This window comes from Xanthomonas sp. 3307 (assembly GCF_014199735.1).
Taxonomy (GTDB): domain Bacteria; phylum Pseudomonadota; class Gammaproteobacteria; order Xanthomonadales; family Xanthomonadaceae; genus Xanthomonas_A; species Xanthomonas_A rydalmerensis.
In genome coordinates this window covers 1-13,181 of record NZ_JACHOG010000009.1, presented here as the reverse complement: position 1 = coordinate 13,181, position 13,181 = coordinate 1, and the positions used below count along the sequence as shown (strand labels likewise).

Here is a 13,181-nt window from a genome sequence, read left to right as displayed (position 1 = left end):
GGGTTGGGGTGAGGGTCCGGCATCAAGCGTTGCTGTACGAACAACGTACAAACAGAAAAGGCAGCCGCGAGGCTGCCTTTTCTGTTTGTCATCCGATTCGACCCATCTGGATCGAATCAGCGGCTTGACGCTCTTGGATCAGCACTCAGCCGGGGCGCCGCCCTGCAGCGGCGCGCGGCGCCAGGCTCACTCCTCGGCGAGCATCTGGGTGAGCTTCTCGCGCGCCGGCTTGGCCAGCTTCTTGTTCTCCAGCGCGAAACGGATCGTCGCCTCGACCAGGCCCAGGTGGGTACCGCAGTCGAAGCGGGTGCCCTCGAAACGATAGGCGTCGACTTCTTCGCTCTTCAGCAGCGCGGCGATGGCGTCGGTCAGCTGGATCTCGCCGCCGGCACCGGTGCCGGTGCTTTCCAGCAGCTCGAAGATCTTCGAGCTGAGCACATACCGCCCCACCACTGCGAGATCGCTAGGCGCGTCTTCCGGCTTGGGCTTCTCGACGATCTGCGCGATACGGCCCTTGCGGCCGTCGAACGCCTCGGTGGCGACGATGCCGTAGCTGGCGGTGTTCTCGTGCGGCACGTCTTCCACCGCGATGACGCTGGCGCCGCTGCGCTCGTTGAGATCGGCCATCTGCTTCAGCGCGCCGTCGCCACGGTTCCAGATCAGGTCGTCCGGCAGCAGCACCGCGAACGGCTCGTCGCCGATCACCGACTTGGCGCACAGCACCGCATGGCCCAGGCCCAGCGCTTCGGCCTGGGTCACGAAGATCGCGCGCACGCCCTCGGGCAGCACGTGGCGGATCATTTCCAGCTGCTCGTGCTTGCCGGCACGCTCCAGCTTCTGCTCCAACTCGTAGGCCTTGTCGAAATAATCCGCGACCGCGTGTTTGTAGCGGTTGGTGACGAAGATCAGGGTGTCGCAACCGGCTTCGATCGCCTCGTCCACGGCGTACTGGATCAACGGCCGATCGATGATCGGCAGCATTTCCTTGGGAACGGTCTTGGTGGCGGGAAGGAAGCGGGTACCCAAACCTGCCACCGGGAATACTGCCTTGCGGATTCTCTTGCTCATCAGAGCCTTCTGGCCTCGCGTGCGGGGAATGGAACGATGGTAGCGGAGCCGTCGTGATCGCCTTGCTGACGCAGAGGAGCGAACTCCGGCATGGTCATGCGCAGCACCTTCTCGATGGTCTCGCTGTCGTAGTCGGCCACCGCCGCGCGCAACTGCTGCACGCCACGCAGCACGTCCTCGCGTGAGAAGCTGCGCACGCCGGCCTCCAGGATCTTCGGATGCGACGTCGGCCGATAGTTTTCGTCGGCGTAAAACAAGGTCTCGTGCAGCTTCTCGCCCGGACGCAGGCCGGTGTAGACGATGGCGATGTCGCGCCCGGGCTGCTTGCCCGCCAGGCGGATCATCTGCTCGGCAAGCAGGCGGATCGGTACCGGCTCGCCCATGTCCAGCGTGTAGATGGCGCCATGCGACGCTGACGCGGCCGCCTGCACGATCAACTGGCTGGCTTCGGGGATGGTCATGAAGTAGCGCGTCACCTGCGGATCGGTGACCGTCACCGGACCGCCCTGGCGGATCTGCTCACGGAACAGCGGCACCACGCTGCCGGCCGAATCCAGTACGTTGCCGAAGCGCACCGTCACGAAGCGCGTGCTGACCGCCTGGTCGTCCAGCGACTGGCACACCATTTCCGCGTAGCGCTTGGACGCGCCGAGCAGGTTGACTGGGTTGACCGCCTTGTCGGTGGAAATGAACACGAAGGTCGAGACCTTCGCCGCGACACAGGCACGCGCCACGTTCTCGGTGGCCAGCACGTTGTTGCGCACCGCCTCGCGACACTGCCGCTCCAGCAGCGGCACCTGCTTGTAGGCGGCGGCATGGAACACCGCGTCCGGCTCGGCCACCTTCATGGCGTGGCGGATCACCGCCGGATCGCCGCAATCGCCCAGCACGCAGTCGATCTCCAGATCCGGGAAGGTGCGGTGCAGGTCGGCATGGATGGTGATCAGCGCCAGTTCGTTGATCTCCAGCAGCACGATCTTGCGCGCGCCGTGACGCGCGCACTGCCGGCACAGTTCCGAACCGATCGAACCGCCGGCGCCGGTGACCAGCACCGTGCGCCCGGACAGCCAGCCCTTGATCAGCTTCCAGTCCGGTGTCACCGGCTTGCGCCCGAGCAGGTCCTCGATCGCGACCTCCTTCAGTTCGCCCGGCAGGTAGTGGCCCTCGAGGACGTCGACCAGCCTCGGCACAGTGCGGAACGGCAGGCCGGTGCTCTCGCAGATCGCCACCACCCGCTGCATGCCGGCCGCGTCCAGTGAGGGGATCGCGATGACCAGCAGCTTGGCCGCGGTTTCCTTGGCGATCGCGCCGGCTTCGTCGATGCGACCCAGGATCGGCAGGCCTTGCAACTTGGCGCCGTGCAGGTGGCCGGCGTCGTCGACGAAACCCACGGGCTGGTAGGCACCGGAGCGGCGCAGGTCGCGCACCAGTGCCTCGGCGGCACGGCCAGCGCCGACGATCAGCACGCGCCGTGCAGTGTCGTCCGAATGGGCGATCTGATAATCCTTCCAGGCGCGGTACAGCAGGCGCGGCGCGCCGAGCAGCGCCGACAACGCAAACGGATACACCATCAGCACCGACAGCGGGATCGCATCGAAGCGGCTGTAGGCCAGCCCCAGCACGATCGCCACCAGGCCATAGAAGCTGGCCTTGAAGATATTGAGCAGGTCGGGAACGCTGGCGAAGCGCCACAGGCCGCGATACAGGCCGACCTTCCAGAACACCAGCCCCTGCGCCACCAGCACGATGGCGGTGTTGAGGTTCCACAGCGGCAACGGATGCTCGCCAGGCAGCATGGTGTAGCGGGCAGCATGCAGCAGTTGCCAGCAGACCCAGACAATGGCCAGATCGTGGACGACCACGGAGGCCTTGGGAAACAGCTCGGTGAATCGGTCGCGCGTGGAAAGCATCAGTGATCCGTGAGAGTTCGGCGCATCCGGTTGCGCAAAGCCAGCCAAAGCACACCTGCCGAACAGAACCAGGCGATCGTCAGACCGGCCTGGACGCCCGCATCCAGGGGCCTGCCCAGCCGCGCGATTGTAATCGCGACGATGCTGAACAGACCGTAGGCGAGCGTGACGACAGTATGGCTACTGCCGGTGTGTACCCAACGCTGATAAAAATGTTGCGCGTGCGGCTGCCACCAACGTTCGCCCGCGAGCATGCGCGAGGCGAGCGTGAAGCCCGCGTCGATGGCGAAGGCCGACAGCGGCAATGCCGGCAGCCATGGCGCCTGCTCACCGGCCACCAGACACCAGGCGAACAGTGCGGCGATCAGGTAACCGAGTGCGCCACTGCCGACATCTCCGAGGAAAATGCGCGCCCGGGGATAGTTGAACGGCAGAAACCCCGCACAGGCGACCAGCAGCACCCAGCATGGCCACCGCAGCGGCGCCGGCAGCAACCAGGCGAATCCCATGGCCGCGATCATCGCCTGGCTGCTGGCCAGGCCATTGATGCCATCCATGAAATTCCAGATATTGATCAGCGAAACCGTTGCCAACCACACCAGCGCGACCACCCACAACGGTTGGCTCGCACTGTAGACAAGTGCAGCGAGCAGGGTCGCCGCCACCGCATGCACCAGCAATCGCAGCGCCGCCGACAGCGGCCGGTGGTCGTCCCACCAGCCGATGCCGGCGACCAGCAGCAGGCCGGCCGCGAAGGTGGCGATGCCGGCACCGTGCTGCGGCCACTGCAGCGCCGCCCAGCCGCAGGCGAGCAGCACTGCCGCCACGATCGCCACGCCGCCACCGCGCGGCGTCGCCACGGTGTGGCTGCGCCGCTCGCCGGGTGCGTCCATCAACTTGCGTTTGAGTGCGTAGCGGCGCGACAGCCAGGTGCCGGCCGCGCTGAATGCCCCGAGCGCCACGAGCAGCGCGGCTCCTGCGATGGGCATTACACCACCGCGTAGTTGAGCAGCGGCTTGACCGTGCCCCACTCCTTGCAACTGGGGCATTGCCAGTGGTGGGTACGCGCACCGAAGCCGCAACGGGTGCAGCGGTAGCTGGGATTGCGCACCAGCAACTGGTCGGTGATGTGCTTGAGGTCCTGCAGGGTCGCGGTGGAGTCGGCGCCCTCGGCCAGGGTCAGGTCGATCAGCGCGGACTCGCCGCGCACCGACGGGCGGTCCTTGAGCTGCCGGCCGAGATAGGAGCGCGCGGCGGAAATACCTTCCTGCGACTCCATCAGACGGGTCAGCGCCAACACCGGGGCGATGCCCCGATAGTGCTCGGTCATCTCCGACAGGAACGCACGCGCGCCGCTGAGATCGTTGCCGCGCCGGTAGCAGTCCATCAGCGCAGGCATGATCTCCGGCAGGTAGTCCGGGTCGTGGCGGGCGGCGCGCTCGAAGGCGCGGATGGCGGCTTCGTCGTTGCCGTCGTCGACGTCGATGCGTCCTTCCAGGATGCCGGCGCGCACCGACTTGGCATCGGCCTGGTAGGCACGCGCGATCGCCGCCCGCGCCAGGTCGTTCTTGCCCGACGCGCGATAGCGGTCGGCCAACTCGCATTCGAACTGGGCGATCAGCTTGCCCATCGGCTCGCCGGTCACCTCTTCGTAGCGGGTGGCGTTGTCGATGGCCTTTTCCCAGTCGCGTTCGGCCTGGTAGATGCCGATCAGGTGCTTGAGCGCCTGCGGCGCGCGCTGGTCGATCTGCGCCAGTTCGGTGAACACGGTTTCGGCGCGATCCAGCAGCCCCGACTTCATGTAGTCCTCGCCCAGCGCCAGCAAGGCCTGCACGCGCTGCGCGTCGCTCAGGTCGCCGCGCTGGACCAGGCCCTGGTGCAGGCGGATGGCGCGATCGACCTCACCGCGGCGGCGGAACAGGTGGCCCAGCGCGACCTGGGTCTCGAAGGTTTCCTTGTCCAGTTCGGCGATGTGCAGAAACAGCTCGATCGCCTTGTCCGGCTGCTCGTTGAGCAGGTAGTTGAGGCCGCGGAAATAGGTACTGGAGAGCCGGCTGACCTGGGTATCGCCATGGCGCTGGCCGCCACGGCGGCCGATCACCCAGCCACTCAGCGCCGCCAGCGGCAGGAACAGGAAGAACCAGAACCACTCGGTCAGAAAGTCCATCGAAGATCAGCGTCCGTCCAAGGGCTGGGCATGGGAAGAAACCGGCGTGACGGCCGGGGTCGCGGCGTTCGCGGCCTTGTTGGCGCGACGCAGCTTGGCATACAGGGGGATCACCAGGGTCGCCAGGACCAGCGAAGCGCCGATCAGCACGCCGGCGAACAGCGAGACGATGATGGCGATGCCGGAGGTGGTGGCGATGCTGGAGAACACGAAGTTGATCTGGATCGGCTGCGAATTGAGCGACCCGATGACCAGGCCGGCCAACAGCAACACCAGCAGGATCAGCAGTCGTGCAATCTTCATGAGCAACTCCAGCGTCGGGAGACACTAGATTAGCCGAACAGGCGTGGATTCCGGCAAACGCCGGACTCCGGACTCAGGGCGTGTCGGATTCGACCGGAACGACGCCGCTCACGCGCTCGCGCAGCTCCTTGCCGGGCTTGAAATGCGGCACGTGCTTGCCGGGAAGCGCGACGGACTCGCCGGTCTTGGGATTGCGCCCCAGGCGCGGCGGCCGGTAATGCAGGGAAAAGCTGCCGAAGCCGCGGATCTCGATGCGATCACCGCCGGACAGGGCGCCGCCCATCATTTCCAACAACGACTTCACCGCCAGATCGACGTCGTCCGACTTCAGATGCGCCTGCTTGCGCGCCAGGATTTCGATCAGCTCGGATTTTGTCATTGCGGATTCGTGCAGTGGGGTCGCAACCTGGCACGGCCCGGGAACACCGGGCCGTGCCAGTAACGCTGCGTGTGGCGGATTACTCGGACTTGTTGCCGTTCAGCTGTGCACGCAGCAGCGCGCCCAGCTGGGTGGTGCCGCCCGACGCGGACTGGTATTCCTCCAGCACTTCGCGCATTTCGGCATCGTCCTTGGCCTTGATCGACAGCTGCAGGGTGCGGCCCTTGCGGTCCATGCCCACGAACTTGGCTTCGATCTTGTCGCCGACCTTCAGGTGCTGGCTGGCGTCGTCGACGCGCTCGTTGGCGATGTCGCGCGCGGCAACGTAGCCTTCGATGCCGTCGGCCAGGTCGATGGTGGCGCCCTTGGCGTCCACTTCACGCACCACGCCCTCGACCTTCGAGCCCTTCGGGTTGGCGGCCATGTACTGGCCGAACGGATCCTGCTCCAGCTGCTTGACGCCCAGGCTGATGCGCTCGCGCTCCGGGTCCACCGCCAGCACCACGGCTTCCAGCGTGTCGCCCTTCTTGAAGTTGCGCACGATGTCTTCGCCGGTGGTGTTCCAGCTGATGTCGGACAGGTGCACCAGGCCGTCGATGCCGCCGTCCAGGCCGATGAAGATGCCGAAGTCGGTGATCGACTTGATCTGGCCGGACACCTTGTCGTTCTTCTTGTGGGTGGCGGCGAAGGTCTCCCACGGATTGGCGGCGACCTGCTTCATGCCCAGCGAGATGCGGCGACGCTCTTCGTCCACGTCCAGCACCATCACTTCGACTTCGTCGCCGACCTGCACGACCTTGGACGGGTTGACGTTCTTGTTGGTCCAGTCCATCTCGGACACGTGCACCAGGCCTTCCACGCCCGGCTCGATCTCGACGAACGCGCCGTAATCGGTGACGTTGGACACCTTGCCGAACACGCGGCTGTTGGCCGGGTAACGACGGGCGATGTTGTCCCACGGATCCTCGCCCAGCTGCTTCAGGCCGAGGCTGACGCGGTTACGCTCGCGATCGAACTTCAGCACGCGCACGTCCAGCTCGTCGCCGACGTTGACCACTTCGGACGGATGGCGCACGCGCTTCCAGGCCATGTCGGTGATGTGCAGCAGGCCGTCGATGCCGCCCAGGTCCACGAACGCGCCGTAGTCGGTCAGGTTCTTGACCACACCCTTCAGGATCGCGCCTTCCTGCAGCTTGTCCATCAGCTGCTCGCGCTCTTCCGAGTGCTCGCTCTCGACCACCGCACGACGCGAGACCACCACGTTGTTGCGCTTGCGGTCCAGCTTGATCAGCTTGAACTCCAGTTCCTTGCCTTCCAGGTAGGCCGGGTCGCGCACCGGGCGCACATCCACCAGCGAACCGGGCAGGAACGCGCGGACATCCTTGATGTCCACGGTGAAACCACCCTTGACCTTGCCGCTGATGCGGCCGGTGATGGTCTCGTTCTTTTCCAACGCTTCTTCCAGCTCGTCCCACACCATGGCGCGCTTGGCCTTCTCGCGCGACAGCACGGTCTCGCCGAAGCCGTTCTCGAGCGAGTCGAGCGCGACCTTGACCAGGTCGCCTTCGGCGACGTCGATCTCGCCAGCGTCGTTACGGAACTGCTCGATCGGCACGATGCCTTCGGACTTCAGGCCGGCGTTGATCACCACCACGTCGCCGCGGACTTCCACGACGGTACCGGTGACGATGGCGCCGGGCTTCAGCTTGGCCAGATTGGCTTGGCTGGCTTCGAACAGTTCGGCAAAAGATTCGGTCATTTGAAATTACTCTAGTGGACACACGGACAGGGCGTTTTTCTTCTGGAAAAACAGCGACTGCCCACCTGTTAGTCGGCCCGAACAGCGGCCGGGTGTGGAATGGAAAAACCGCAGCGCGGGATTGCGCAGCGGAGCCTTTGACACTATCGGTAGAACCTGGATGTAGCGTGTTGCGAGGAACCGGCGGCATGCATGCCACCACCACTCTGCTGCCCTGCCCTGCGCACCGCTCAGACTGGCAACAACTGCAGGACGCGGCCCACCACCTGGTCGATGTCCATGCCGGTGGTATCGAGGAGGACGGCATCGTCTGCCGGCCTCAGCGGGGCCACCGCGCGTTGGGCATCGCGTGCGTCGCGGGCCATGATCTCGCGCAGCAGGTCGTCGAATATAACGGAAACCCCTTTTTCCTTCAACTGCTTATGCCGGCGCTGGGCGCGCTCCTCGGCACTGGCGGTCAGGAACACCTTGTACGGGGCGTCCGGGAAAATCACCGTGCCCATGTCGCGGCCATCGGCGACCAGACCCGGCGCGGTGCGGAAGGCGCGCTGGCGCTGCTTCAGCGCCGCGCGCACCTCGGGAATGGCGGCAATCGCCGAGGCCACCGCGCCGGTGGTCTCCAGGCGCAGCTCGTCGGTGGCGTCGGCGCCATTGATCCGGACCCGCAGGCCGCCGCCGGCGACCTCGTCGAAATCCACCCGGGTGTCGAAGGTGCAGCGCACCAGGGCGGCGGCGTCGGAAATGTCCAGATTGGCCCAGCTGGCCGCGACCCCGACCGCCCGGTACAGCGCCCCCGAATCCAGGTAATGCCAGCCCAGGCGGGCGGCGACGATGCGGCTGACGGTGCCTTTGCCGGCCCCGGACGGGCCATCGATGGTTAGGACGGGAGCGGGCTCGTTCATGCGGTTCCTCGGACGGGGGGCGGCGCATTGTAGCGCCGACGCCAGCCCGACTGGCGCAAGCAGTTGAAACCATGAAGAAAACCAGGCTACAATCGCCGGCTTACTGATCCCGCGCCATGGTTTCGGCCGTGCCGCCCTCCTTCGAATCCACAAGTTTACGCCGAGGTGTGCCATGAAAGTCCTGTCCTCCCTGAAGTCGGCGAAGGCCCGTCACCGCGACTGCAAGGTGGTCCGCCGCCGCGGTAAGGTCTTCGTGATCTGCAAGTCCAACCCCCGTTTCAAGGCGCGCCAGCGCTGATCCGACCCGGCCTACCCTGCCGCGCTGCGCGCAGCGGTGGCCGGTCGTCGACGAAAGCCGCCTTCGGGCGGTTTTTTGTTGCCGAAGTTTGCTGTAATCGACGCTCGTCCTCTGGGGAGTACACGTGATGAAGCATCGTCTGTCCGTCCTGCCGCTGCTGGCCGTGTTGGGCCTGGCCGGCGGCGCCCACGCCGAGACCCTGCTGGTCGAGCGGGTCAAGGAAGAACCCGCCGCGGCGCTGCCGACGCGCGGCCTGAGCATGGCCCAGGTGCAGGCGCGCTACGGCGCCCCGCAGCAGAAGCTGGAGCCGCGCGGCGGCCAGAAGCGGCAATGGCCGACCATCAACCGCTGGGTCTATCCGGCCTTCACCGTCTACTTCGAGAAGCAGAAGGTGGTGGACGTGGTCGCCAACAAGGCCGACGCCAACGAGATCGGACCGAAGCCGGCGATCCGCTGACGTCGGTCCTGCGCCCGGTTGCGCGTGCGCCTGGTCGAACACCCCGGCGCTGCCGCTGGCGACCGTCCCGTCCCGCGGTCCTGCGCAACGCCCCTGCGCCCTCCGGTGCAGGGATACGAATGACACACGCCCTGGCGCGATGCCGGGCACAACCTGAGTACTGGTCGCAATGACTGATCGCCTTCGCCTTCCCGCAGAATGGGAACCCCAGTCCGCCATCCTGATCGCCTGGCCGCATGCCGGCACCGACTGGGCCGAGCGCCTGGCCGAGGTCGAGGAAACCTACATCGCCCTGGTCGCGGCGATCGTGCGCTTCCAGCGGGCGCTGATCTGCGTGGCCGACGCCGACCTGCAGATCTATGCCGAGGCGCGGCTGCGCTCGGCGCGGGTGGACATGCAGCGGGTGCGCTTCGTCGAGGCCGAGTACGACGACACCTGGTTGCGCGATTCCGGCCCGATCACCCTGGCGCGCGCCGGCGGCGGCTTCCAGTTGCTGGATTTCCGCTTCACCGGCTGGGGCGGCAAGTTCCAGGCCAGCCGCGACGACCAGTTGGTGGGCGTGCTGGCAGAGCAAGGCCTGTTCGCCGACAGCGACGTGCGCCGCATCGATTTCGCCCTGGAAGGCGGCGCCATCGACTGCGACGGTGCCGGCACCCTGCTGACCACCTGGCAGTGCCTGCACGAGCGGCACCCGCAGCGCAGCCGCGAATCGCTCAGCCACGACCTCGCCGACTGGCTCGCGCAGCAACGCGTGCTGTGGCTGGATCACGGCTATCTGGAAGGCGACGACACCGACGCGCACATCGACACCCTCGCCCGCTTCGCCAGTACCGACGCGATCGTCTACCAGGCCTGCGACGACGCCGGCGATTCGCACTATGCCGAGCTGCAGGCGATGGGCGCTGAACTGGCCGCATTGCGTACCACCGACGGCGCGCCCTATCGGTTGTTTCCGCTGCCGTGGGCGCAACCGGTGATCGACGATGGCCGGCGCCTGGCCGCGTCCTATGCCAATTTCCTGATCGTCAACGGTGCGGTGCTGATGCCGGCCTACGGCGACGCGGCCGATGCGCAGGCGCAGGCGGTGATGGCGCAGGCCTTCCCGCGGCACGAGATCGTGCCGATCCCCTGCCGCGCGCTGATCTGGCAGAACGGCAGCCTGCACTGCATTACCATGCAGCTGCCGGCCGGATTGCTGGCGGACTGAGCCGCCGCGCCTGCCCCGCACGCCGGCGCAGCGCCGACCGCACCACCCGCGCCGCCGCCACGCGCGGCGCGGGATTCATCTCCCCGGAACCTGCCGCGCGGCCATCCGCGCTACCATGCCGGTTTACCGCGAACCTTGATTCCGCAATGACCCGAACCACTCTTTCCGTCGCGCTGATCCAGGAGCGCAACCACGGCGACGCCGCGGCGAACCTGGCAGCGATCGAATCGCGTGTGGCCGAGGCCGCCGCGCAGGGCGCGCAGTTGGTACTGCTGCAGGAACTGCACAACGGCGCGTACTTCTGCCAACACGAGTCGGTGGACGAATTCGACCTGGCCGAGCCGATTCCCGGCCCCAGCACCGAGCGCCTGGGCGCCCTGGCCAAGCGCCACGGTGTGGTTCTGGTCGGCTCGCTGTTCGAGCGCCGCGCCGCCGGGCTGTACCACAACACCGCGGTGGTGTTCGAAAAGGACGGCAGCCTGCTGGGCAAGTACCGCAAGATGCACATCCCGGACGATCCGGGCTTCTACGAGAAGTTCTACTTCACCCCGGGCGATCTGGGCTTCACCCCGATCCAGACCTCGGTCGGCCGCCTCGGCGTGCTGGTGTGCTGGGACCAGTGGTACCCGGAAGCGGCGCGACTGATGGCGCTGGCCGGTGCCGAACTGCTGCTGTATCCGACTGCGATCGGCTGGGATCCCAACGACGAACAGGCCGAGCAGGAACGCCAGCGCGATGCCTGGATCCTCAGCCATCGCGGCCATGCGGTGGCCAATGGCGTGCCGGTACTGAGCTGCAACCGGGTCGGCCACGAGCCCTCGCCGCTGGGCGCGTCGGGCATCCAGTTCTGGGGCAACAGCCACGTGCTCGGCCCGCAGGGCGAGTTCATCGCCGAGGCCGGTGGCGAGCCGACCGTGCTGGTCTGCGACGTGGACCTGCAGCGCAGCGAGCACGTTCGGCGAATCTGGCCGTTCCTGCGCGACCGCCGCATCGATGCCTACGGCGACCTGCTGAAGCGCTACATCGACTGACCCGCAGCGCCGTGCCGGGTCTTCGCCTGTGCGGCGCCGCTCCCTGCGGCGCAGCGCGACCCGGCCGCAGGCGCCCATGCCGGTCGCGGCCAATGCCCTCACCCCCCTGCCTGCTGAGCCCCGGCGCTGCCGAGGCGCCCTCCGATGAGTGATGGAATGAACGAACTTTCCCAGGCCGACGGCGACGACGCGCTGTTCGACGGCCAGCCGTACCGCATCGTCGAACGCGACGGCATCCGCTACACCCTGCTCGGCACCGCGCACGTGTCCCTGGCCAGCGTCGCCGCCGTGGAACGGGCGATCGGCAGCGGCCGTTTCGACGCGGTGGCGGTGGAACTGGACCCGCAGCGCCTGCAGGCACTGACCGATCCGGACGCACTGACCAAGCTGGACCTGGTGCAGGTGATCCGCAAAGGCCGCGTGGCCCTGTTCGCCGCCAACCTGGCGCTGGCCGCCTACCAGCGGCGCCTGGCCGAGCAACTGGGCATCGAGCCCGGCGCCGAGCTCAAGCGCGCGGTGCTACTGGCGCGCGAACGGCAGTTGCCGGTGTACCTGGTCGATCGCGAAGTCGGCCTGACCTTCAAGCGCGCCTCCAGCCGGCTCGGCTTCTTCGGCAAGCTGAAGCTGGCCAGCGGCCTGCTCGGCGGCCTGTTCGCCTCCGACGAGGTCGGCGAGGCGGAGATCGAGAAGCTCAAGCAGGGCGACATGCTCGAGGCCAGCTTCGGCGACTTCGCCAGCGAAAGCCCGGCGCTGTACGACACCATCATCGCCGAGCGCGACCGCTACATGGCCACGCGTCTGCGCGAGGAACAGGCGCAACAGCGCGCGCTGCCGCTGGCCGGCAACGCCGAGCCACTGGACGGCTCCACCGGTGCCGGCGTGCGCGAGGTACTGGCGGTGGTCGGTGCGGGCCACCTGGCCGGCCTGGCGCGGCACCTGCAGGGCGACCAGGACGATCCCGCGACGCTGCGCAAGGCGCTGGAAGAGGTGCAAACCAAGAAGAAGGTGCCGTGGATCACCCTGACCCTGACCGCGCTGGTGCTGGGCGGCGTGGCCTGGGGCTACTGGCATGGCGGCTTCGCCCTGGGCACCGACCTGTTGCTGCAGTGGGTGTTGTTCACCGGCGGTCTGGCCGGGCTGGGTTGCATCCTGGCCGGCGGCCATCCGCTGAGCGTGATCGCCGGCGCCATCGCCGCGCCGCTGAAGCCGTTCCGCCCCGGCGTGCCGGCCGGCGCGTTCAGCGCCCTGGTCGAAGTGCACATGCGCAAGCCGGCCTACGGCGACTTCCTGGCGCTGCGCGACGACGCGCAGAACCTGCGCGGCTGGTATCGCAACCGCGTCTCGCGGGTAGTGCTGACCTTCCTGCTGACCAACCTTGGCAGCATGCTCGGCGTGTGGCTGGCCGGCTTCCGCATCTTCGGCAAGCTGGCAGGTTAAACCAGCCGAAGCATTGACCTCGTAGGAGCGGCTCTTGTCCCCTTTTGCGGGATCAGCCGCGACGGGCCTTCCCTGGGACGCCTGTCGCGGCTGAAGCCGCTCCTTGTATCTGGACCTGGCGCCCTTAAACAGGCGTCATGTCTTCCGACTGATCATCGGAGGAGGTGGGGGAAGTCCAGTCGCTCCTGAAGCTTAGAGCTTGCATCGTAGATCGGCTCCCCTCTCCACATGCTGGCCCTTGGGTGTCCGAACGGTATCCAGAG

At 67.0% G+C, this 13,181-nt stretch carries 13 protein-coding genes; 5 read left to right on the top strand and 8 right to left on the bottom strand.

Annotated features, from left to right (window positions below; translation table 11 throughout):
* Positions 1-186: 186 nt before the first annotated feature.
* From galU to cmk, 8 genes are all read right to left on the bottom strand, one after another.
* Complete coding sequence (gene galU / locus GGR64_RS17860; RefSeq protein WP_160960088.1) at positions 187-1,068, bottom strand: UTP--glucose-1-phosphate uridylyltransferase GalU; 882 nt, start codon at positions 1,066-1,068, stop codon at positions 187-189.
* Positions 1,068-2,978: a nucleoside-diphosphate sugar epimerase/dehydratase gene (locus GGR64_RS17855; protein WP_160969914.1), complete on the bottom strand. Its 1,911-nt coding sequence runs from the start codon at positions 2,976-2,978 to the stop codon at positions 1,068-1,070. Before GGR64_RS17855 ends, galU begins: the two co-directional genes overlap by 1 nt.
* The gene (locus tag GGR64_RS17850) at positions 2,978-3,967 is read right to left on the bottom strand and encodes a glycosyltransferase family 4 protein (protein WP_184647510.1); all 990 of its coding nucleotides are present in this window, start codon (positions 3,965-3,967) and stop codon (positions 2,978-2,980) included. Before GGR64_RS17850 ends, GGR64_RS17855 begins: the two co-directional genes overlap by 1 nt.
* Positions 3,967-5,145, bottom strand: a complete 1,179-nt coding sequence (lapB, locus tag GGR64_RS17845) for a lipopolysaccharide assembly protein LapB (protein ID WP_160947820.1) — start codon at positions 5,143-5,145, stop codon at positions 3,967-3,969. Before lapB ends, GGR64_RS17850 begins: the two co-directional genes overlap by 1 nt.
* A 6-nt stretch (positions 5,146-5,151) precedes the next feature.
* Complete coding sequence (locus tag GGR64_RS17840) at positions 5,152-5,448, bottom strand: LapA family protein (protein ID WP_160969918.1); 297 nt, start codon at positions 5,446-5,448, stop codon at positions 5,152-5,154.
* 73 nt (positions 5,449-5,521) lie between these two features.
* Positions 5,522-5,842 (bottom strand): integration host factor subunit beta, encoded by a 321-nt coding sequence (locus GGR64_RS17835; protein ID WP_255419593.1) that lies wholly within the window; start codon positions 5,840-5,842, stop codon positions 5,522-5,524.
* Positions 5,843-5,906: 64 nt separating this feature from the next.
* Entirely contained in the window at positions 5,907-7,586 is a 1,680-nt protein-coding gene (gene rpsA, locus GGR64_RS17830; protein ID WP_010342889.1) for a 30S ribosomal protein S1, read from the bottom strand.
* Between the two features lie 230 nt (positions 7,587-7,816).
* Positions 7,817-8,488 carry a (d)CMP kinase gene (cmk, locus tag GGR64_RS17825; RefSeq protein ID WP_160969920.1) on the bottom strand — a complete coding sequence of 224 codons (672 nt, stop codon included), beginning with the start codon at positions 8,486-8,488 and terminating at the stop codon, positions 7,817-7,819.
* 172 nt (positions 8,489-8,660) lie between these two features.
* Between cmk and ykgO the strand changes: the two genes are divergently transcribed.
* The 5 genes from ykgO (at position 8,661) to GGR64_RS17800 (ending at position 12,918) form a co-directional block, all read left to right on the top strand.
* Positions 8,661-8,786, top strand: coding sequence for a type B 50S ribosomal protein L36 (gene ykgO, locus GGR64_RS17820; protein ID WP_010342887.1), 126 nt, complete (start codon positions 8,661-8,663; stop codon positions 8,784-8,786).
* A 127-nt stretch (positions 8,787-8,913) separates the two neighbouring features.
* Positions 8,914-9,243 (top strand): hypothetical protein, encoded by a 330-nt coding sequence (locus GGR64_RS17815; protein ID WP_184447856.1) that lies wholly within the window; start codon positions 8,914-8,916, stop codon positions 9,241-9,243.
* 169 nt (positions 9,244-9,412) lie between these two features.
* On the top strand, positions 9,413-10,450 hold the full coding sequence (locus GGR64_RS17810; RefSeq protein ID WP_184647508.1) for an agmatine deiminase family protein: 1,038 nt from the start codon (positions 9,413-9,415) through the stop codon (positions 10,448-10,450).
* A 146-nt stretch (positions 10,451-10,596) separates the two neighbouring features.
* Positions 10,597-11,481, top strand: coding sequence for a carbon-nitrogen hydrolase (locus tag GGR64_RS17805; protein ID WP_160969924.1), 885 nt, complete (start codon positions 10,597-10,599; stop codon positions 11,479-11,481).
* A gap of 156 nt (positions 11,482-11,637) precedes the next feature.
* Positions 11,638-12,918, top strand: coding sequence for a TraB/GumN family protein (locus GGR64_RS17800; protein ID WP_184447854.1), 1,281 nt, complete (start codon positions 11,638-11,640; stop codon positions 12,916-12,918).
* The last annotated feature ends 263 nt before the right edge of the window (positions 12,919-13,181 follow it).